Origin of the sequence: Luteibacter sp. UNCMF366Tsu5.1 (assembly GCF_900119235.1) — a bacterium.
Lineage (GTDB): Bacteria > Pseudomonadota > Gammaproteobacteria > Xanthomonadales > Rhodanobacteraceae > Luteibacter > Luteibacter flocculans.
Window position 1 is genome coordinate 678095 of sequence record NZ_FPIS01000002.1, and the last position, 22655, is coordinate 700749.

The following is a 22655-nucleotide window of genomic DNA, read 5'->3' on the forward strand; positions in this document are numbered from 1 at the left end:
CCTTGCGTGGTGCCGGTCCTGCCGGCCAGGGTCGTTGTCCTTGACCAACGTATGCGATGTATCGCCGCACTCCGATAGGCCCTTCGGCGTAGGAGCTACGCGGATTCGGTGTCTGCACTGCGGCGAGCTCGGTCTCCGCAGCGAATCTCTTTCTCGCCACGACGACGAGCGATGACACCGTTGTAGGAGCCGCCATGGCGGCGAGGGAAGGTTGCTGGTGGGAGCCAGCCTGCTGGCGATGGGGGCTTGCCTCACGGCTACACCGCTTTGTTGGCTTCTCGCCGCCATGGCGGCTCCCACATGCGCTTCGTTGGCTGCTCTTTGTTGTGGCAGGGCTGGCGCGCAAACCGGACGTGCGTCACGGAACGCGAGCGTATGGTCCGCGTTTTCGGCCGAGTACCCCTATTTAGTATTGTGGCTGTCATTCATCAGGCGGATGATCCGGCGCGACGGCGTATGGACGGCTAAACCCGGTTGAGCTGCAGGGGCTCGCACAGACCGGCATCAGGGTCGAACAGTCCACTCATCGCGAATGACTTCGAAGCAGCTGGCGCCCGTCGCCGGCTCCCTGTCGTTCGCGTCGCGAACTGCGCCGTTCCCACGTGGACCAGACAGGGGACCCCAGCCCAATGAAGCGAATACCCGCAGCACACCGGAGCGCACCTCCGCGAGCCCGGCTTTCCGCCATGCTCGCCATGGTGTTCCTCGGCGTGACCGCGACGGCTCAGGCCGTCACGCTTGCGCCGTCGGATCGGCAGGACATCAACCTCGGCGCCCAGCCGTGGAAGTACACCAAGCAGGCCATCGTCAATCCGAACGACCCGGTCGTCTACGCACCGGTGCCGAATGGCGACGACGGTGCCGCCGTCGGCTTCGACGACAGCAAGTGGCTCACGGTCGGCCTGCCGCACGCGGCCAACGATTTCACGACCTTCATCAACCAGGAGTCCGGCGGCGGGCAGGGCAGCCTCGATGGCGAGACGAGCTGGTATCGCACCAGGCTCGCCGATTCCTCGTCGTACCGTGGCAAGAAGGTCATGGTGGAGTTCGAAGGCGCGCACACGGGCGATCGCGTGTATGTCAACGGCCGGTTCATCCCCGGCACGGGCGTGTTGAACCAGCCCGGCAAGCCGGATGCGCAGGCCACACACGTGATCGGCTTCCTGCCACACATCGTGGACCTGACCCCTTACCTGAAATTCGATGGCACCGACGTGCTGGCGGTGAAGGTCAGCCGTAGTGGCGGTGGGTTCTTCGAGGATCCTGGCTTCTCCGGCTCGTTCCGCTTCGGTCAAGCCGAAGCCGGCATCTTCCGCCCGGTCAAGCTGCACGTGACCAACCTCGTGCACATTCCCGAGAACGTGTACGCGGGCCAGAACACCTGGGGCACGTACGTGGGCACGCAGGCGCTCAGTGCGGATCACAAGCAGGCCACCATCCGCGTGCAGACCAACGTCGTCAACGAGACGACTGCACCGCAGGCGGTCACGTTGACGACGCAGATCGTCGATGCCGACGGCAACCTCGTGGCGAGCGATCAGAAGCAGGCGACACTGGCGCCCGGTGTGGTTCCGGGCGATCAGAACCCCGTCTTCGACGAGACGCTGACGGTGGCCAACCCGACGCTCTGGTATCCGAACAACAGCGTCGACGGAAAGCCGTATCTCTACCGCGTGCTGCATACGGTCAGCATCGACGGCACGGTGGTGGATGCGAAGCAGAGCACGCTCGGCATCCGCACCATCACCTGGGACAAGGACTTCCCGTACGTCAATGGCAAGAAGCAATACATGTGGGGCGGCTCGGGTCGCTATGACTATCCGGGCCTCGGTTCCTCGGTGCCCGAAGAGCAGCAGTGGCGCGATCTGAAACAGATGGCGGCGGCGGGCGGCAACCTCTGGCGCCCGGGTCATTCGCCGTCGAGCCCCGAGTTCGTCGAAGCGGCGGACGCGCTGGGCGTGTTCATCGTGCAGCCCAGCGGCGACGGCGAGAACGGCTTCGCCAATGCCTGTGCGGCAGGCGACCAGGCCTGCGCGGACATGTGGACGATCAAGCGCGAGGTCCACCGCGACATCGTGATCCGCGATCGTAGCCACCCGTCGATCCTCGCGTGGGAACACAACAACGGTGCGATGAATACCGCCTTTGCGCAGGAGCTTCGTGCCCTGGCCCGGAGTTGGGACAGCATCGCGCCGCGTGCCGCGGCCGACCGTACGCCCAATGCCGCCAACGGCGACATCCTGAGCTGCTCCAAGGCCGGCTGCGAGACCTATCTGCACTCTACCGAGTACCCGAACAAGCCCGCATGGGGCGCGGAGTATTGGGGCCCTGGCACGTTGCGTCACTCGTACGACTACGAACTGGCCTTCGCGCTCAACTACCTCGTGCCGTATTCGCAAGCGCGCAAGGTGGGCACCTTCGGCATGGCGCAGTGGTATTTCGCGGATACGCCTGGAGAGACCATCGAACTTGTCGAGGGTCTGGAAGACGCCACGCACTGGGTCTATCAGCGCAACCCCGACGGCAGTATTGCCACGCGTGCCGACGGCACACCGATCAAGGGCTTCCGCCACAATGCGCGTGGCAACAACGCGTCGATGACGGACGCGAGTCGGTTCCCGCGCATGCTGTATTACATCTACGAGTCTGTGTGGGTGCCGTACGAGCTGCGTCCTGTCGTGAAGCTCGCGCACCATTGGAACCGCGGCGGCGACGTGCAGGTCAATGCGTTCAGCAACTGCCCCAAGGTTCGCCTGCTCATCAACGGTGTACCGCAGGGTAACGATCAGGTACCGAACACCTGGGACACCATCGACGAGGCGTCGTACAACCTCGAGAACGGCGATACCGATCACCTCACCGGCAAGATCGTCGGTGCCGATCAGGCGCAGAAGACGACGAAGCTTCCGGGTCAGGTGCATTGGAACGTGACCTGGCAGGCCGGCACAGCGACTGCCCAGTGCCTCGACAATCTCGGCAACGTGCGCACGGATGCCAACGGCAACCCGGTCGCCGATACGCTCACCACCGCCGGCCCGGCGCATCACATCGAGTTGGAAGTGGTGAATACGGCCGACCCGATCGTCAAGCCCGACGGCACCGCGTTCCGCATCACCGCGAACGGCTCGGACGCGGCGTTCATCGTTGCGAAGGTGGTCGATGCGCAGGGCGTGGTCGTACCGGATGCGGCGCAGAAGGTGACCTTCGACGTCGATAGCGGTGCGTCGCTGGTGACCTACAACGGTGGCACCCAGCAGTACGTCGATTACAGCGACGGCGAGACGCCGGATCCGAACGGCGGTATCGCTGAGCCGCACCATTACTACCATTCACCCGGTTCGCACGAACTGCAATTCGAAGGCGGCCTGCAGAAGATCGCCCTGCGTACGAAGTTCGATACCGGCACCGTGACGGTGAGTGCGTCGGCGGCAGGCCTGCTGCCCGGGCACGTCTCGTTCACCATTTCGCCGGTGCCGAAGGCGCCAACGCCGTCGGGTCCGCCCTCGGTCATTGCCGACCCGGTCGACGACAGCGTGACCGTGGGCGATACCGGTCACTTCTCCGTGACGGCCTCGGGCGCGCCGCCGCTCAGCTTCACCTGGAAGAAGAATGGCGTGGAGATTGCCGGCGCCACGGGGGCGAGCTACACCACGCCGGCCACGACGCTTGCCGACGACGGCTCGCGCTACTCGGTAGTCGTACATGGCCAGGGGCCGGATCAGGAATCGGCATCCGCCACGCTTCACGTCTTCCCCTTCAAGCCCGTGGTGATCGCCACGCAGCCGCTGCCGCAGAACGTCGATGAAGGACAGGTAGCGCACTTCGCCGTCGTGGCGTCGGGCTCGCCGAAGGTGCAGTACAAGTGGATGAAGGACGGTGTGGCGATTCCCAATGCCACCGGGCCGACCTACGACACACCTGTGCTTACGCAGGCCGATAGCGGCAAGAGCTATAGCGTGTTCGTCAGCAATAGCGGCAGCCAGCAGTTGTCCGACGCCGTTCGCCTCACCGTGAATGGCGCGCGTCCGCCGGTGTTTACCGGCGCGATGCCGGACGTGCGTGCGAACCCCGGTCAGCCCGCGACGTTCGACGTCTCCACGCTGGTCGCGGGCACGGCACCGTTCCACTACACGTGGTCGCACGGCGGACAGCCGGTCGGCGACGACCAGCCGACGCTCACAATCGCCTCGGTGCAGCAGGCCGACGTCGGTACATACAGCGTTACGGTGAGCAATATCACCGGCGATGCCGCGGCCGTTACCGCATCGGCGAAGCTCACGCTGGCGCCGCCGGGAGCAAACCTGGCCCGCGAAAAGCAGACGCTGTCGTCGGAAGTGGAAAATGCGCAGGGTACGGCCGCGTGGCAGGCGGTGGACGGCAATGAAGGCACGCGCTGGGGCTCCAAGATCGGCGACGACAATGCGTTCATCACCGTCGATCTCGGCGCTTCGCGCACCTTCAATCGCGTGGTGCTGAAGTGGGAGAACGCCCACGCTTCCGAATACAAGATCCAGTACTCGGACGATCCGAACACCGGCTTCAAGGATGCGTACCACGCCGAGACCAGCAATGGCGGTACGGAGGACTTCACCTTCGACCACCCGGTCACCGGTCGCTATGTCCGCATGCAGGGCATCAAGCGCGCCACGGACTACGGTTACTCGTTGTACGAGTTCGAGGTGTACGACTCCGCGGGCTGCTGCGCGACGACCGATCGCTACACGACGACCGTCGGTTCGAGCCTCGTGACCGACACGCTGAGCGGCTTGCAATGGGATCGCGTGCAGCGTGGCTTCACCGATCAAGGTGCGCAATTCACGCAGTCCATCGCGATCCAGACCTGCGCGAAGGACAGCATGCGTCTGCCGACCGTCGACGAAGCGCTGGCGATCAGTGGCCAGAACTACTCCACCGCTGCATTCCCGGGCGCGTGGACGACCTGGACCGAAGGCACCGATCCGAGCGACTCGCAGTTCGCCTTCCAGGTGAACTCGCTCGGTGTGAAGAGTCGTGAAGTGGCGGAGAACAACCCGGGTCACGTGCTCTGCGTGAAGGGTGCGAAGGTCTTCGCGCCGGTCATCAGCGCACAGCCCGCCAGCCAGAAGGCCGGTGCGGGTCGCTCCGCGCACTTCGCCGTCGCCGCCACCGGTATCGGCCCTCTGAGCTACGACTGGTACGGCGTCAGCAAGAACGCCGATGGTGTGGACGTTGAGTCGTTCCTCTCCAGCACGTCCGACGGCACCTATGCCACGCCGGCATTGACCGCGGCCAACAACGGCGCGCGTCTCCGGGTAAAGGTGGTGAGCGCACAGGGGCTTTCGACGACCAGCGGCGACGTCACGCTGACCGTGGACACTTCCACCGATGGCTTCGATCCCGTGTTCGGCGCGCCGGTTGCTACCCAGCCGGGTAACGGCAATGGCGGCGACGGCGATGGCACCGGCAATCCGCCGAGCCCGGGCACGCCGGGCGATGGCAAGGGTGGCGTGAACATCGCGATCGGCGCGATCGCCTCGTCCTCGGTGGCCAGCGAGCGGGGCGATCTGGGTCCGTCGGCCGCCATCGATGGTGATTTCACCACGCGTTGGAGTTCGGCCCCGAAGGTCGACCCCGCCGATCTCGTGCTGAACTTCGGCACGCCGAAGACCTTCGACCACGTGATCATGCGCTGGGAAACTGCCTCGTCCGCCCAATACACGATCGACGTGTCGGACGACGGCAAGCAGTGGCGTACCATGAAAGGCCCGATCGCGGGCAAGGGCGGCGTCGACATGCAGTCGTTCGCACCGCAGACGGCCCAGTTCGTGCGCATGAACAGCACCGCACGCACCACCGACTACGGCAATTCGCTGTTCGAGTTCGAGGTGTATCAGGCAGCGGCGGTGCAACCGACGCAGCCGGTCGTCGACCAGCCACCGCAGACTACGCCGCAGCAGCCCGACACGACGGTGCCCGCCACGGGCAACCTCGCCCTCCACCGCACCGTGCTGGCTTCCGACAGCGAGAATCCTGTCGCCTTCAAGCCGGAGAACGTGAACGATGGCGATGGCGGAACGCGCTGGTCCTCGGGCTTTACGGATGACCAGTGGATCCAGGTCGATCTCGGCTCGGTGAAGACGATCGGCAAGGTGGTGCTCTCGTGGGAGAACGCGCATGCGCTGGCCTACCGCATCGATGTGTCCATCGACGGGAAGACCTGGAACGTGGCGTATGACAACGAGAACGGGCAGGGTGGCGTGGAAACCGTGACCTTCCCTGCCGTCTCGGCGCAGTACGTGCGGATGACAGGCCTGAAGCGTTCCACGGCCTACGGCTATTCGCTGTGGGAAATGGGCGTCTATGCCGCTACCGACGATGGTACGGGCACGCCGCCGCAGAATCCGCAGGCGAACGATCCGGCTCAGGGTTTCAGCTACGAAACCTATCCGGGCTTTGTTGGCACGCAACTGCGCAACGTGACCAACGGCAAATGGCGCGATGACCAGATCTTCGTTGCCGTCATCGGTCGTGATCCAACGTCGCACGCGTTCTCGTGGGTGAAGCCGGACGGCACGCTCACGGCCGCTGCGGTGGAGGACAACGACGGCGCGGGGCACCTGATCAAGAACGGCCAGAACTATCCGAACTACTTCTTCACGCTGGCGCAGGCCAAGCTGCTCAAGCTGCCGAAGATGGATTCGGGTCGCATCTTCGTTTCGGTCGGTGAACCGATGTACATCAAGATCCTGAAGGCGGCAGACGGTTCGATCGGCTTCGCGGGCCCCAACCCGCTCAACGACACCGATCCGAACATCGGCGTGTACTACGACTGGTACGAGTTCACCTGGAACGACAACGCCATCTTCATCAACACGACACAGGTCGATCAGTTCTCGATCCCGCTGTCGCTCGATGTGTATGGCGGCGAAAAGACCAGGCACGAGGCATCGGGTATCACGCAGACGCGCGCGCAGATCTTTGCGCAGTACAACCAGGAAGTGCCGGCGGAGTTCCAGTTGGCCGAGGCCGATCCGATCCGTATCCTGGCGCCGGGCAAGGCGGCGTTCGACATCGGCAAGCCGCAGGAGCACTACTTCGACGACTACATCGACCAGTCGTGGACGTACTACCAGAACCACGTGTTGCAGATGACCATCGGCAACAAGCAGTTCGAGGGTACCGTGGTCGATGGCGTGCTGACCTTCACCCATACCAACTGGGCGGACACGCACGAGCCGGACGAACCGCAGGGGATGCTGTTCAAGGTGAGCAAGCCCAGCACGCAGGACGTACTCGAAGGCAAGGGCGCACTGGCCCGGTCGAGCGATCCCTGGGGTGTCGAAGGCCAGCTCGAAGCGCAGATCTGCGCGGCGTTCAACCGTCACGTGATGGAAGACGTGACCCAGTGGAAGGATCCGAGCACGTTCTACACGCAGTCGCCAGCGAACTACTACTCACGCTTCTGGCACCTGCATGGCGTGAACGGCAAGGCGTATGGCTTCGCCTATGACGATGTATCCGACCAGAGCTCGACGCTGATCGAGACGCAGCCGGAACATCTGGAGCTAGGCATCGGCTGGTAAAGCCGTATCAGTGCGGAAACAAGGAAGGGCGGTGGAGAAATCCACCGCCCTTTTTGTTCTTCAGCGTCGTTGTAGGAGCCGCCATGGCGGCGAGGAAAGGCTGCCCAGAGGTTGGGTATTGGGGGCTGGGCGATGGGGGATCTGCATCGCCGCTTCGTTGGCTTCTCGCCGCCATGGCGGCTCACACACGCTGCTCGGTGGGAGCCAGCCTGCTGGCGATGGGGATGACCCGATAGCCTGCAGGCGCCGACGGCCGGTCAGTCGTTGGACGACGCTTCGAGCTCTTTCAGGATGCGGTAGATCTCGCGGAAGGCGTGCAGTGGCTTGTTCGCATCGCGCTCGGCCTTGGCCTGGCGGACCAGTGAGCGCAGATGCTGGCGGTCGAGGCCGGGATGGCGATCGAACAGTTCGCCCAGCGCCACGTCGCCGCCTTCGAGCAGGCGCTCGCGCGCGGCTTCCAGCCGGTGCATGTGGGCAGCTTCCTGGCGCTGGCGGTCGCGATCTTCGCCGAGTGCAGCGCGGGCGTCCACGAACGCCTCGTCGCCGTGCCTGCGCATCTGCTTCGCCAGGAAGGCGAGCTGCCGCTTGCGCGCGATATGCGAGGTGACCTTCCGGGTGCGGCCGATCTCGTCGACGATGTCTTCGGGCAGGTTGAGCTTGGGAATGCGGCTGGGCGGCAGCTCCATGAGCTGGCCGGCAAGCTTCAGGATGTCGAGCGCATTGCGGCGCTTTTCGCTGCGGCTGGGGCCGAAGTCTTCTTCGTGCTCGTCGTTCGGGCGCTCATCGGAGGGCTTCATGGCAGGGCAACCGTGATGGATGGGAAGTCGGCTTCGCGCTCGAAGGCGAAGCGGGGGAAGGTCTTGCCGTCGCGTTCGACGGTCTCGGCGAACATCGCAGCGGGGCGCACCCACAGGCGGCGCTGGTCGTAGAGGTCCTGGTAGATGACCATCTCTTCCATCGTTTCGCTGTGCAGGGCCGTGCCCAGCACGCGATAGGGCATGCCCTTGAAGTGGCGGTAGTAGCCCACGCGGACGCTCATAGGAAAATCCATGGCACCATGGGATGGATGGTGCGTTGCTTTTGATCGGGCGACGCGACCCCACTTTGATGGGGATCGGCCGGATACGGCCTGACATTCTAACCGCCCAGCCCCCAGGACGCCCACGTGAGCCAAGTTGCCACCCGCGATACCAGCCTTCAGGACCTCGACCGCCTCGCCGAACTGGCCGAGGACACGATCCGCCGCGCCCGTGCGGCGGGCGCGACCCAGGCCGAAGTCTCGGCCAGCGTCGACGTCGGCCTGAACGTGAACGTGCGGCTGGGTGAGGTCGAGACGGTGGAACACACCCGCGACCGCGGCTTCGCGCTCACCGTGTATTTCGGCCAGCGCAAGGGCTCCGCGAGCACGGCGGACCTGAATCCGGACTCGATCCAGGCGACCATCGAGCAGGCCTGTGCCATCGCCCGGTTCACCGAAGAAGATCCCGCTGCCGGTCTTGCCGACGCGGACCGCATGGCGACCGCGTTCCCTGACCTCGACCTGTGGCATCCCTGGGATGTCGACGTTGATCGGGCGATCGCGCTGGGGCAGGAGATCGAGGACGCCGGCCGCGCCGTCGCCGGGATCACCAACTCCGACGGCGCGAGCGTGAACGCGGGGCAGAGCGTGTCGGTGTACGCCAACTCCCATGGTTTCGTCGGTCGCGAGCGTGGTACGCGGCATTCGCTTTCCGTGGCGGTGATCGCCGGCGACGACGAGGGCATGCAGCGCGACTACTGGTACGACAGCGCGCGCTCTGCGAGCGATTTCATGGATCCCGCAGCGATCGGCCGCAAGGCTGCCGAACGTACGCTTTCCCGTCTGGGTGCGCGTCGCCTCGGGACGCGGCAGGCGCCGGTACTGTTCGCGCCGGAGGTGGCCCGTTCGCTGCTGGGCCACTTGCTTGGCGCGGTCAGCGGCGGATCGCTGTACCGCCGTTCCAGCTTCCTCGTGGATCATGTGGGCAAGCAGATTCTGCCGTCGTGGTTCCGTATCGACGAGAAGCCGCTGGTGCCGCGCGGCATGGGTTCGTCCGTATTCGACGCCGAAGGCGTGGCGACGCTGGACGCTCCGTTGATCGTGGACGGCGTGCTGCAGCGCTACATCCTCGGCAGCTATTCGGCACGCAAGCTTGGATTGGTCTCCACGGGCAATGCCGGTGGCGTGCACAACCTGTATGTGAAGACGGGTGACGACGATTTTGCCGGCATGCTGCGCCGTCTCGGCACGGGGCTGCTCGTCACCGACGTGATGGGGCAGGGCGTTTCGATCGTGACGGGCGACTACTCGCGCGGCGCGTCGGGTTTCTGGGTCGAAAACGGCCAGATCGCGTATCCGGTCGAGGAAATCACCATCGCCGCGAACCTGCGCGACATGTACGCAAATCTGGTGGCGGTCGGTGCCGACGTGGATCGCCGCTCGCACATCCTCACCGGCTCCTGGCTGGTGGAGAAAATGACCATCGCAGGCGAGTGACCGGTGTCACAGACGACCGGCACATAGGCCGGTCGTCAGCTTGACAGGCAGGCGGGCGGGCCCGAGAGTGAGTGCTGACATCACCTGGGGAGGTTCATCATGAGTACGCCGTCCGATCAGATTCCGCCGTCGCCACCGCCGTACGAGCCCACGGGGCACGCGGCCGTGAACACCGATGACAAGAACATCGCCATGCTGACCCATCTCTCGGGGATCATTTTCAGCATCATCGTGCCGCTCATCGTGTGGCTGATCCACAAGGACCGTGCCGACAAGACCTATCTCGTCACGGAAGCCAAGGAAGCGCTGAACTTCCAGATCACCGTGCTTATCGGCTACGTGATCTGCTGGGTGCTCGCCTTCGTCATCATCGGCGCGTTCCTCACGCCGCTGCTGTGGCTGTTCAACCTCATCTTCTGCATCGTGGCAGCCATTCGTGTCAGCCAGACGGGCAGCTACCGCTATCCGTTCACGCTGCGCTTGATTGCCTGATCGATTGACTCGGTCGGTACGCAGAAGGAGGCCCGCCTTGGCGGGCCTCCTTCTTTTTATCTCCCGGTGGGGAGAACCTTTTGCGGCGAGCGCCAGATGCCTCGCTGCGCTGTTCGACGCAACAGTGTGCTCTCTAGTGCTGCCGCCGCGCGGCGTAGTGCGCCAGCTCCGCGAGCCACTCGCCGCGTTCGCCGAGTGGTGCGATCGCATCGAGGGCGTCTTCGATCAGCGTCTTCAATCGCGCACGCGACGCATCGAGGCCGATGATCGACGGGAAGGTGGGTTTGTCGGCGGCAGCGTCCTTGCCGGCGGTCTTGCCGATCACGGCGGACTCGCCTTCCACGTCGAGAATGTCGTCGCGCACCTGGAAGGCGAGACCCACTGCGTGGCCGTAGCGGTCCAGCCGTTCAAGGGTGGCGTCGTCGACGCACCCGGCCGCCAGCGCACCCAATCGGACGGAAGCACGGATGAGCGCACCGGTCTTGTATGCGTGCATGCGTTCGAGTTCGTCGAGCGAGAGTCGGCGGCCGACCGCGGAAAGGTCGAAGGCCTGGCCGCCGGCCATGCCTTCCGCGCCACACGCGGCGCCGAGGGTGCGGAGCATGGCGATGCGTTGCCGCGAATCGTCGTCGTCGTTGGAGATGGCGAGAATCTCGAACGCCAGCGCCTGCAGGGCATCGCCCGCGAGAATCGCCATGGCCTCGCCGAACACCACATGACACGTGGGTCGGCCGCGGCGGAGATCGTCGTCGTCCATCGCCGGCAGGTCGTCGTGCACGAGCGAGTAGGCGTGGATGACCTCGACGGCGCAGGCCGGTGCGTCGAGGATCGTTCCGTCGCAGCCGAGCGCATGGCCGGCAGCGTAAACGAGCAGCGGACGCAGACGCTTGCCCCCGCCGAGCACGGCATAGCGCATGGCCTTGTGCAGGTCGGCGGGCGGGAGTTCTTCGCCGGGGAGGACGCGTGCAAGCGCGTCGTCGGCCCGGCCGACCAGCGCCTTGAGCGGCGCTGGCAGGTCAGTCGATGCGGGAGTCAAAGGGTTCGGCGGTATCGGGGGCTTCGGGATCGAGCAGCAGGCGCACGCGCAATTCCGCTTGCTCCAGCGCCGTCTGGCAGTGCCGGTAGAGGCCGATACCGCGTTCGAACGATTTCAACGATTCGTCGAGGCTCAGCTCCCCGCCTTCCATGCGCGTGACCAATTGCTCCAGTTCGTCGAGCGAATGCTCGAACTCGGCAATCGAGGCGGTGGGAGCAGTGGGGGCGGGGGACTTCGGCATGGCCGCAAAACTAGCTCACGCAGGGCTTTCGATCAATCGTCGCGATGCCACACCAGGCGCCCGCCCACGTCGGCGAATAGCCTTTTCCCTTCCTCGCTCAACCACTTGTCGGCCACGGCGATGAGCTTCCCAGCATGCTCGATCAGCGGGATGCGCTGACGCTCCCAGGGCGGTACGCCGGCTTGCTGGAAGAGGTCGCGCAGTTCACGCGTATGTCGATCGCCGTCGGGGCGGAGGGCTTCGCCGCCGCGCCGGTAGCGCGCGGTCACCGGTTCCGGTAGCCGTGCGCCGGACAGCATCAGCGTGCCGCCGCCCGGCAGCACAAGAGGCTCACCGCGCCACGGCGCAGACCAGTCCGTGTCGAAGCCGGCACGCCGAGGCATGGCCCAGAGCCGGCCTCGCCACACGCGCAGTTCCGTGTCCGCCCAGCCCACCAACGGCAGCCGCTCGGCTGCTGCTTCGCGTACCTGCCGCTCAAGCGTCTCGCGTTGCGCGGTAGTGGGCGCGGTGAGCCCCTGGGCGTGCAGCCAGTGTTCGAGCAGCGGGGCGCGCCACGCCAACGGGAGGTCCAGCCACGCGCTTGCGTCGAGACTGTTGCGATCGTCGCGCAGCCCGGCAAGCGCCTGAAGCCAGGCCTCGCGCAGGCTCTCGGCGGCCTCGCCGCAGAGGCGCGCGCTGTGCGCGATGCTGACCGCCGCCTGCGGCCACTGTGCCGTCAGCGCCGGCATGACGGTGCCGCGGAGGTAACCGCGCGCGATGCGCGGGTCGTCGTTGGACGGATCGTGCACCGTCTCCAGATCGAAGGCTGCGATGTGTTCGAGTAGGGCGGCGCGTGGCAGGCCGAGCAAGGGGCGCCACAGCATGCCGGCACCCAGGGGGCGCAAGGTACGCATGCCGGCGAGGCCTTCCGGCCCCGCGCCCCGCAGGAGCTTGAGCAGTACGGTCTCTACCTGATCCTCGCGATGGTGGGCGAGCACCAGCCGTTCCCCTGGTCGAAGCGACGCCGCGAAGGCGCCGCGCCGTGCGCGTCGCGCCGCGGCCTCCACGCCTTCGCCGCGGGTCAGGTCGACCGTAACGCGCAAGGTCTCGTACGGAATGTCGAGCGATTCGCAGAAGCGACGACAATGCACCGCCCAGATGCCGCTTTCCGCATGCAGGCCGTGGTCCACATGCAGCGCGCGCAGTGCGGGGCGCGGGGTGCGTACCGCGAGCGCGTGGAGCAGGGCGGTGGAATCCGGGCCACCGCTGTAGCCCACCACGAGCGGGGCCTCCCCGGCGGCCTCGAGCTCACTTGCAAGATGATCGGCAAGCGTGGCGCTCATTTCCCCTTGCCACGCATGCGCACGTAGAGATGCTTCGCGTTGCCGAACTGGCGTTCCTCGACGTCGAACAAGCCGATGCCGTTGATGAGCCCGCTCAGTTTCGAATACCCGTAGTTGCGCGAGTCGAAATCAGGCGAGCGCTTGCTGAGGATGCTGCCGATACCGCCGAGCGCGGCCCATCCGTTCTCATCGGATGCCGCGTCGATCGCGTTGCGCAGCAGGTTCATCAGTTTCGTGTCGCCACGCAGTTCGTTCCCGCTCTTCGGCGCGGCGGCCACTTCGGCTTCGCTTTGCTCCGTGCCGACGAGCACCTCGGTGTAGATGAACTTGTCGCACGCCGAAACGAACGCCTTGGGCGTTTTCTGTTCGCCGAACCCGTAGACGATGAGGCCGGCCTCGCGGATGCGCGAGGCAAGGCGAGTGAAATCGCTGTCGCTGGACACGATGCAGAAGCCGTCGAAGCGCTCCGAATAGAGCAGGTCCATGGCGTCGATGATCATCGCCGAGTCGGTGGCGTTCTTGCCCGAGGTGTATGCGAACTGCTGGATGGGCTGGATCGAGTGATCGAGCAGAGCCGTTTTCCAGCCGTTGAGGTTGGGGCCGGTCCAGTCGCCGTAAATGCGCTTGACATGCGCCGTGCCGTATTTGGCGACTTCGGCGAGCAGGCCGTCCACGATGGCCGGCCGTGCGTTGTCGGCATCGATGAGCACGGCCAGCTTGTTGGCGTCGTTAGCCATGGCGGTATCCAGGGTTGACGGTGCACCGATGGTACACGGACCCGGGCGACCGCCCGGTGACATCAGCCCTCGTTGAAGGCGCCGTAGCCGCGCAGGCGCTGGTAGCGCTTCTCCAGCAGTTCGTCGATCGGCAGGCTTTCCAGTTCGTCGAGCTGGTTCAGCAGCACGGCCTTGAGACGGACGGCCATCGACTGCGGGTTGCGGTGCGCGCCGCCCAGCGGTTCGCGCACGATCTTGTCGATGAGACCGTTTTCGAGGAGGCGCGGCGCGGTGAGGCCCATGACCTCCGCGGCGTCCTTGGCCTTGTCGGCGCTCTTCCAGAGGATCGACGCGCAACCTTCGGGCGTGATGACCGAGTACGTGGAGTACTGCAGCATCAGCGTACGGTCGCCCACGCCGATGGCCAGCGCGCCGCCGGAGCCGCCCTCGCCCGTGACAGTGCAGACGATCGGCACGCGCAGTTCCGCCATTTCCAGCAGGTTGCGCGCGATGGCTTCGGACTGCCCGCGCTCTTCCGCATTGATGCCGGGCCAGGCGCCCGCGGTATCGATGAAGGTGAACACCGGAATCTGGAACCGCTCGGCGAGCTTGAACAGACGCAGCGCCTTGCGATACCCCTCAGGGCGCGGCATGCCGAAGTTGCGCTTGACCTTGGACTTGGTATCGCGGCCCTTCTGGTGGCCGACGATCATGATCGAGCGACCGTTGATGCGACCGAGGCCGCCGACGATGGCCTGGTCGTCCGCGAACATGCGATCGCCCTTCAACTCGTGGAATTCCTCGCACATGCCCTGGATGTAGTCGAGCGTGTACGGCCGCGCCGGGTGGCGGGACACCTGGCTGATCTGCCACGGCGTGAGGTTGCGGAAGATCTCGGCGGTCTTGACCTTCAACTTCTCGCGAAGCCGGCCCACTTCCTCGTCGATGTTGAACGCCTGCCCGCTACTGGCATGGCGCAGTTCTTCGATCTTCGCTTCCAGTTCGGCGATGGGCTGTTCGAAATCGAGGAAGTTGGGATTCATGGATTCGGATATTCCGGACAAGACCCGTGATTATAACCGGGGGATGCGGCGGGTGGCGTGCGCGCCGGTATGGACGGTTCCAGGGGCTTTCGGCCCTGGGCCGGCCCGTAGGCCGATGCCGTCGCCGGCAGTCAGGGTTGGGCTCGCCCGATGTAGCGGGTGCCCTGGATGAGGCCGGACTAGGGTGTAATCGGTCGGCCGGTGCACCGCCGGCTTTTCCCCCCAACGACTGACAGGGAGTCTAGTCAATGTCCATCCCCCGTTTCACAACCGCCTGCCTCGCCGTCGCGCTGTCGCTCTCTGCAACGGCGGCCGCTGCCAGCGTCCCGTTCTGCTCGCCGTCATCGGCGACCGCCGAATGCCGCGTGTCTATCGAGAACGCGCATTTCGAACAAGCCTCGTCACGATTTTCCTGGGGCTCGGGCTTTCCCTCGGTCACGTCGCCCGCATGGGAGCGGCTTGGGGATGCCGACGGCCAGCTTGCCTTCGCACCGGATCAGATGATTTTCCAGATGGTCCATGCTCCCGCCACGGCCGACAACCACGCCATGAACTTCGTTCCGCAGTTGCGCGTGCGAAGCGAGGGCGGTGAGGCCACGGTCCGTCTCAAGGTGCAGGTGCTCGACGGACCGGAAAGCCCCGTCGTTTTTTCCAGGGACTACGTCGTGGACGGTGAGTGGAGCACCCCGTCCGGCGGGTTCGTCCTCGACCAGGTGCCGTCGTCATCGACCACTCTTGCCATCACCGTCAGCCGTGTCGACACGAACGCCGCGGCGTCCTTGAAGCTGGATAAGGTGCGGCTGCTGCGCCAGCGTCTGGCCAGCGAAGAGTAAGCACCTGCGTTAGCGGTGTCCGCTTCACGATCGGTCACCCGATATCGGGCTCGGCCGGCGGAAGCGGACTCCGCCTCTGCCTCGCGCAGGCTGCATAGAAGGATTTTCACGAACGCCGCTTTTCTCGCCGGCCACGGCTCGCGAGCGATTTGCTGCACCCTGCTGCCCCTGCTGCGCCATGCCTTGACACCGGTGTCAGTCCCGTTACACCCTGATGACCAATCCAGTGCGGGGGCACTTGGATGGGGTGATTCACCCAGGGGACCAAAAGGGTGGGGGACATCGGGGGATGAACTTTCTTGCGGGCGATATCGGCGGCACGAACGGCCACGTCGCGCTTATGCGTGCCGCCACCGACGGGCGACCGGGCGGCATCGAGACGCTCGCCTATCGGGTGTTCACCTGCGCCGACTTTCCCTCGCTCACCGCCATGCTCCAGACATTCATCGTGGCCGAGGTACATGAACCGGTCTCGCACTGTGTGCTGGCATGCGCCGGCCAGGCAATGGGTGACGAGGTAGTCAACGACAACCTCGCCTGGCCCGTTCGGTCCGACATCCTGCGCGCCACGCTTGGCTTGGCCGAGGTCGCGCTTCTCAATGATTTCGAAGCCCTGGCCTATGCCATCGAGGGGCCGCTGGCGGCGAGCGGTAGGCACCTTTGCGGTCCTTCCGTACGTGGCTTGGGACCGTCGCTGGTGGTCGGCCCGGGCACCGGCCTGGGCGCGGCGGTCTATGTGCCTGGGTCGCCCAATGCGGCGGTCTTCGCGACGGAAGCCGGCCAGATGGATTTTGCGCCGCACTCGCTGCGCGAGCGCGCGGTGCTGGCGTGGCTCGCGCCGGAGGGCGGTTACGTACCGGTCGAACGCATCGTATCGGGACCGGGACTGCTGACCCTCTACGAGGCGCTGTGCAGCATCGACGGCGAGCTGCCGACGTTGGCGACACCGAGAGCGGTCACCGCCGCGGCCGCGGCGCAAGCCGACCCTTACGCGATGGAAGCGGTCGACGTGTTCTGCGCGGCGCTCGGTAGTTTCACGGGCAATCTCGCCATGACGACCATGCCTACCGGCGGGATTTTCCTGGCGGGCGGCTTCCTGTCCTCCATGTTCGACCTGCTCGCACGCAGTGCCTTCGAAGAACGCTTTCTGCATGGGCGCAGCGTGCGGGCGCTCCTGGCCGGGGTGCCGGTATGGGTCACCGAGCACGGTAGTCACGGCGTGCAGGGCGCCGCACGCTGGTACATGCACCACCGTGCGTTGTCCGGCGTCGCATCCGCCACGGGCGCATCGCCGTGAGGCTGCGCGGATCGGCAACAGCTATTCGACGTTTCGCCGGGGCGTGCGCGGCAATGACCGCGTGTGTGCTGGCGACGAGCGCGTTCGCCGCATCCGCCTCGGGCTGGTCGCTGCTTCCCATGCCCGCCACGGTGAGGCCGGCCGCTGCGGGCACGGTCGACATCCGCGACGGCGCAGGTGTCGCCGTGCGCGGAGCCGCCGACCCCGCCATGGCGACTGTCGTCGACAACTTCGTGCAGCGACTCGCGACCGTGCGTGGTCTGACGATGCGCAAGATCGCTGGCGGCGAGCCGGCGATGGTGACATTCGACGTCCGCTCGGACGCACCCGTCGTGGGCGAGGAAGGCTATGCGATAGCCGTGGGCGAACAGGGCATCGTCGTCACGGCGCGCACGCCGCGCGGCGCGTTCTACGGAAGCGTGACGGTATGGCAGTTGATGACGCAGCCGGGTTGGACGCGTGGCGAACCCGCGCGCGTGCCTTACGGCAACATCGAGGACCATCCGCGCTTCGCATGGCGCGCCGTGTTGCTCGACTCCAGCCGGCATTACCAGGGCGCGGACGAGATCAAGCGACTGATCGACGGGATGTCGCTCGACAAGCTCAACGTGCTCGTCTGGCATCTCACCGATGACCAGGGCTGGCGCCTGCCGGTACCGAGCTACCCCGAGCTGTCCACGACAGGCGCCTGTCGTGACGCGGTGGGCAACGACAGTGAAGTAACAGGTGCTCCGACCAAACCGTATTGCAAGGTCTACACGGCCGTCGAGATCGGCGACATCGTGCGTTATGCCGCCGCGCGCTATGTCGAGATCGTGCCGGAGATCGATCTTCCGGGTCACTCGCAAGCCGCCATCGCCGCCTATCCGTGGCTCGGCGTGACGGGCAAGCGCCCACCCGTGTGGACCGATTGGGGTGTGAGCCCATGGTTGCTCAATCCGAATGAGAAGACGCTGCGCTTCGTGACTGACGTGATGGACGAAGCGATGCGGCTGTTTCCGTCGCGCTACATCTCCATCGGCGGCGACGAAGCGGACAAGCAGCAGTGGAACGCGTCGCCCGAGGTCAACGCGCAGATGAAGGCGCTGAAGCTGGCCAACATGGATGAGTTGCAGGGCTGGTTCATGCAGCAGGTGGCTACGTATCTCGTCGAGCACGGTCGAACACCGGTGGGCTGGGATGACGAGGTCGCCGCAGGCGTCGCACTTCCGCAGGCGCAGGTGGTGATGTCCTGGCACGGCGATCACGATGAGCGCGTGGCGCTTGCGGCGCTTCGTCAGGGCCACGACGTGGTGATGACACCGCAGGAATCGTTGTACTTCGACCACCGGCAATCCGGGCATGCGGACGAATGGGCTGGCCCGCCGCCTGAAGTCACGCTGCGCGACGCCTACGACACGCAGCTCGTACCCCCGGGCACCCGTGCGGACGAAGCGAAACATATCGTCGGCGTGCAGGCCGGCCTCTGGTCCGAGCAGTTGCTGACGTTCGCGCACGTGCAGCATGCCGCCTTCCCCCGCATCGCCGCGCTGGCCGAGCTGGGCTGGTCGCCCCCGTCTGCCCATGACTGGGATGGATTCCTCGCGCGTCTCCCCGGTGAGTTGGCGCGTTACCGCGCATTGGGTATCGCCAGCGCGGATAGCGCGTTTGCGCCGACGTTCGAGATATCGCGCTCGGCCGACGGAGCATTTCGCGCCGTGCTCGCGAACCAGATCCACATCGGCGACATCCGTTACACCGTCGATGGGACCGAGCCTGCCGCGAACTCCCCGGCGTATACGCAGCCCCTCTCGCTGCCGGCGGGCACCCTCCTGCGGGCAGCCACATTCGCGAGCGACGGTAGCCTCCTTGCGTCGGTCCGTTCGGCCTCGCTGGACGAGGCTACGCTGTGGAGCCGCGACAGCTCCGCGCTGGAGACCTGCTCGGGCGAGTCACCGTCGCGTCTGCAGGGTTCGGCACCGGCGCGTGGCCCGAGTCCCGTCTACGCGGTCGAGATCGGAAACGCCTGCTGGATCTGGCCGGTAGTAAGCCTGCAGGGCGCGACCCGTGTGGCCGTGACGGCCGAAAAGTTGCCCTGGCGCTACGGCGACGAAGCCCGTGGTGCCGTGGTGCATACCGGCAACGGTACGGGCGACGCCATCGAAATCCATGCCAATCGTTGCGACGGCCCGCGACTGGCGATGCTGCCGCTTGGCAGCGTCTTGCCGGCGGGCGGTTCGGTGCGACGGGAGGCGAACCTCCCGGCACGTATCGCTGCGGATGTGCACGCCTTGTGTGTCTTCGCAACGGGCGACCCACGCAAAGGGCAGTGGGCGATCGGAAAGCTTTCGTTCTTGAAGTAAGACGGCACGCCTCCGGGCACGGCCGGGCAGTACGCGTTCCCGACAGGCAACAGTCACGAGGTCACGGCTCATGTCCACAGCACTTCGCAAGCATCCCTTGTCGTTCGCCATCGCGGTGACCCTGCTGGCCGTCGCTTCGACGGCAGCGGTCGCCCAGGACGGGCAGTCCGCGCCGCCGGCTACCCCGCAAGCCAAGCCACCCTCGGTCGCCGCCAAAAAGGCGGACGACAAGGACCAGCAAGGCGATGCGGCGAAGGCGGCCGTCGACTTATCCGGCGTCACGGTCACGGGTGTTCGCGCATCGCAGATGAAGGCGATCGACGTGAAGCGCGACGCTGACAAGATCCAGGACAGCATCACCGCAGAGAACATCGGCGCACTGCCCGATACGACGATCACCGACTCGCTTCAGCGCATCACCGGTGTGCAAATCAATCGCGATGCAGGTGTGGGCACGTCGGTAGACGTGCGCGGCTTGCCGCAGGTCGGCACCATGCTCAACGGTGAGGTATTCATCACCGCGGACCAGATCGATTCCCAGCAGCCCGACTTCAGCATGTTGCCATCGACGCTGTTCCACGGCGCGGACGTGGTCAAATCGTCCACCGCCAACGAAACCGATGCGGGCATCAGCGGTGCGATCGACCTGCACACTTATCGGCCCTGGGATCTGCCTTCGGGATTCACGTACAGCTATTCGGCCAATGGCGAGCGCGGCTCGACCACGAAGCATACGGGGCCGGAGGCGAATGGCCTCTTCTCCTACAACGACCACGGCCGTTGGGGATTCCTCATCTCGGGCGATTACTCCGATACGCGGCGCATGAACTCCACCGAAGGCCTCGATCAGTATGGCGCGGTGCTCAACGGCGAGAACGCCACCAGCGCCGGTGGCTACAATGGCTTCCTCACGCCGTGGAACGGTGCGCCCATCCCCTCGCAGATCGTGCAGAACGCCGATGGCAGCGTGGACGTGAACGGGGACGGCAAGTCGAACGGCGTCTTCATGGGTAGCCAGAATTTCGGCATCAACCAGATCACCACCCAGCGCCAGCGGAAGTCGGGCAATGCGTCCTTCCAATTCGACATCGGCAACGGCTTCAGCCTGACGAGCGACTACTTCTATTCGCAGCAGCACCAGTTCGATCGAAACGTAGGCGTCCAGTTCAACTCCACCAACTGGCAGGGCGCGACGTACGTGCCGCTGCAGTCGCGCGATACTGGCCGGCCGGCACTCGGTTCATACGGCACGCCGGAACCGGGTTGGGAGGGATCGAACATCTACACGACGCAGGTCTACAAGAAGTGGCCGGGCGACGTGGAGTCGTATTCACAGATGATCCGCAAGTTTTCCGTAGCGAAGAATCTGAACCTGCAGCTCGACTACGATGACGGCGGCCCCTTTACCGGGTCACTCCGCGGCATCCACGACACGGCGTCGCAATCCGTGCAGGAAACCGACGTCAATATCTCCGATTCGGACGGTGCCCTCTGGCCCAACGTGCTGAAGGACGGCGTGTCGGACGATGCGGTGCCGCCCGGGACGATGGTCTATCCCGCCGAACTGGGCGGCAATCGTGTCTTCAATCCCACGGGCATACCGCAGAACACCCTCCCCATCGTCGCGGACTTCCGTGGCCGCTACTTGAAGATCAGTACGCCGGCCGAGTTGGCGGCAGCGTTCGCCAATCCCGCCGCCTGGACCATGAAGACGCTCGAATCGTCCGGCAACTACGATCGCAAGGTGGCCCTCAACGCCTTGCGGTTCGACGGCAAGTTCGAGTTCAACGACGGCTTCAAGCTCGAGTTCGGCGTGCGCAACAGCATCCGCAACGCCGGCAACAAGGGCTGGACGTTCGAGACGCCGGTCTACGCCGGCATGGGTGCGAGCGATCCTGGCGGGTGTCTGGTGCGTTACGTCGGCGCCGACGTGGTGTTGAACAGCGGGTCGTGCACGGCGGGCAACGACCAGGGCTATTTCCGCGCCGGTCCACTGTCGGCCATTTCCATGCCGAACACCGCTGCACCGCTGGCGAACAACTTCAAGGCATATCACAACCTGCTCGGCTCCGGCATCGACTTCTGGGCGATCGACCCGGATGCCATGAAGAATCCCGAGGCTTACTGGAAGTCGCTATACCCGGACACGGTGCGGGTGGGCGAACCCGGTACCACCTGGGGCGTGCGGCTCAAGGAGCTGTCGAGCTACCTGCAGGGCGACTTCAACGGCATGATCGGCGACATGCCTTACAGCGGCAACGTCGGTGTGCGCCTCATCCGCAGCAACCTCGACGTGACGCAGCATCTCAGCGGCGATCCGGGCGCGTACGGCGACGAGCCGGAGGATGTGGGCAGGGACATCACCAAACGCTCGTACCAGGACGTATTGCCGTCGGCCAACTTCTCCCTCGACGTGACGGACAGCCTCAAGTTTCGCCTGGCGTACTCGAAGAACATGATGCCGCTGGACCTGAGCACCTGGGGCGGCGGTCTGCAGTTGAACTACTCGTTGTCCGAGACGCCGGACGGGCCCGTGTTCCGCGTGGCCAACGGCACGTCGTCGGGCAACCCTAAACTCGACCCTTGGCGTTCGACCAACTTCGGCGCCTCGGCAGAGTGGTACATCAACCCCACCAGCATGGTCAGCCTCGCGCTGTTCCGCATCAACGTCGACAGCTTCATCAAGAACGGCAGCGTTACCAACTGCACGCTGCCCGATGAGGACGGCGTGGTGCGCAACCACTGCATCGTGATCACCGAACCCGTGCAGGGCACCGGCAACAGCATCAAGGGTGCGGAGTTCGACTACCGCCAAGGCTTCACCTTCCTGCCGGGCATCTTTTCGAAGACAGGCGTGGAGTTCAATGCCACCTACGCGCCCAGCAATTCCGGCGAGAAGGATCTTGCCGGCAAGAAAATCCCGTTCCAGGACAATTCGACGAAATCGGGCAACGTCATCCTCTGGTACCAGGACGACCGCTTCCAGGCACGCGTGGCATACAACTATCGCTCGCGCCGCGCGGTGTCCGACAGCGTGGGCGGCATCACCGGGCTGGAGCTGTACGAAGCGCCGCAGGAATACATCGACGCATCCATCTCGTACAAGTTCGCCAAGCAGCTCGAAGTGTTCCTCAACGGCACGAACCTGACCAACGAATACCAGCGCTATTACCTGACGTGGAAGGATCAGCCCGGGCACTCGACATTCTCCGAGCGCATGTTCATGTTCGGCATCCGTGGCCAGTGGTAGGGGAAC

Annotated in this window: 14 protein-coding genes; 7 read left to right on the top strand and 7 right to left on the bottom strand. The window is 65.2% G+C overall.

Translation table 11 applies throughout. The features are described 5' to 3' along the window. The first annotated feature begins 686 nt into the window (after positions 1-686). Positions 687-7562: a beta-1,3-glucanase family protein gene (locus BT115_RS12215; RefSeq protein WP_072322856.1), complete on the top strand. Its 6876-nt coding sequence runs from the start codon at positions 687-689 to the stop codon at positions 7560-7562. Positions 7563-7819: 257 nt separating this feature from the next. Here BT115_RS12215 and yjgA read toward each other — a convergent pair whose 3' ends face one another. Further along, positions 7820-8359, bottom strand: coding sequence for a ribosome biogenesis factor YjgA (yjgA, locus tag BT115_RS12220; protein WP_072322857.1), 540 nt, complete (start codon positions 8357-8359; stop codon positions 7820-7822). After that, the gene (locus tag BT115_RS12225; protein ID WP_072322858.1) at positions 8356-8601 is read right to left on the bottom strand and encodes a DUF1653 domain-containing protein; all 246 of its coding nucleotides are present in this window, start codon (positions 8599-8601) and stop codon (positions 8356-8358) included. Before BT115_RS12225 ends, yjgA begins: the two co-directional genes overlap by 4 nt. 126 nt (positions 8602-8727) lie before the next feature. Between BT115_RS12225 and pmbA the strand changes: the two genes are divergently transcribed. Both pmbA and BT115_RS12235 read left to right on the top strand, forming a co-directional pair. Then, complete coding sequence (gene pmbA / locus BT115_RS12230; RefSeq protein ID WP_072322859.1) at positions 8728-10077, top strand: metalloprotease PmbA; 1350 nt, start codon at positions 8728-8730, stop codon at positions 10075-10077. A 99-nt stretch (positions 10078-10176) separates the two neighbouring features. Beyond that, positions 10177-10569 carry a DUF4870 domain-containing protein gene (locus tag BT115_RS12235; RefSeq protein WP_072322860.1) on the top strand — a complete coding sequence of 131 codons (393 nt, stop codon included), beginning with the start codon at positions 10177-10179 and terminating at the stop codon, positions 10567-10569. Positions 10570-10702: 133 nt separating this feature from the next. On the opposite strand, the gene ispA is transcribed toward BT115_RS12235, so the two are convergent. From ispA to BT115_RS12260, 5 genes are all read right to left on the bottom strand, one after another. Then, positions 10703-11605 carry a (2E,6E)-farnesyl diphosphate synthase gene (gene ispA, locus BT115_RS12240; RefSeq protein ID WP_072322861.1) on the bottom strand — a complete coding sequence of 301 codons (903 nt, stop codon included), beginning with the start codon at positions 11603-11605 and terminating at the stop codon, positions 10703-10705. Then, entirely contained in the window at positions 11586-11846 is a 261-nt protein-coding gene (locus BT115_RS12245; RefSeq protein WP_072322862.1) for an exodeoxyribonuclease VII small subunit, read from the bottom strand. The genes ispA and BT115_RS12245 overlap by 20 nt, the downstream gene beginning before the upstream one ends. 32 nt (positions 11847-11878) lie before the next feature. Then, on the bottom strand, positions 11879-13168 hold the full coding sequence (gene tilS, locus BT115_RS12250) for a tRNA lysidine(34) synthetase TilS (protein WP_072322863.1): 1290 nt from the start codon (positions 13166-13168) through the stop codon (positions 11879-11881). After that, complete coding sequence (locus BT115_RS12255) at positions 13165-13905, bottom strand: NYN domain-containing protein (protein WP_072323193.1); 741 nt, start codon at positions 13903-13905, stop codon at positions 13165-13167. The genes tilS and BT115_RS12255 overlap by 4 nt, the downstream gene beginning before the upstream one ends. 62 nt (positions 13906-13967) lie before the next feature. After that, complete coding sequence (locus tag BT115_RS12260) at positions 13968-14927, bottom strand: acetyl-CoA carboxylase carboxyltransferase subunit alpha (protein ID WP_072322864.1); 960 nt, start codon at positions 14925-14927, stop codon at positions 13968-13970. 248 nt (positions 14928-15175) lie between these two features. On the opposite strand from BT115_RS12260, the gene BT115_RS12265 reads away from it, so the two are divergent. The 4 genes from BT115_RS12265 (at position 15176) to BT115_RS12280 (ending at position 22649) form a co-directional block, all read left to right on the top strand. Then, entirely contained in the window at positions 15176-15760 is a 585-nt protein-coding gene (locus BT115_RS12265; RefSeq protein ID WP_072322865.1) for a hypothetical protein, read from the top strand. Between the two features lie 289 nt (positions 15761-16049). Next, positions 16050-17057, top strand: coding sequence for a glucokinase (locus BT115_RS12270; RefSeq protein ID WP_072322866.1), 1008 nt, complete (start codon positions 16050-16052; stop codon positions 17055-17057). A gap of 53 nt (positions 17058-17110) precedes the next feature. Continuing rightward, entirely contained in the window at positions 17111-19399 is a 2289-nt protein-coding gene (locus tag BT115_RS12275; protein ID WP_072322867.1) for a beta-N-acetylhexosaminidase, read from the top strand. Between the two features lie 70 nt (positions 19400-19469). Further along, complete coding sequence (locus tag BT115_RS12280; protein ID WP_072322868.1) at positions 19470-22649, top strand: TonB-dependent receptor; 3180 nt, start codon at positions 19470-19472, stop codon at positions 22647-22649. The last annotated feature ends 6 nt before the right edge of the window (positions 22650-22655 follow it).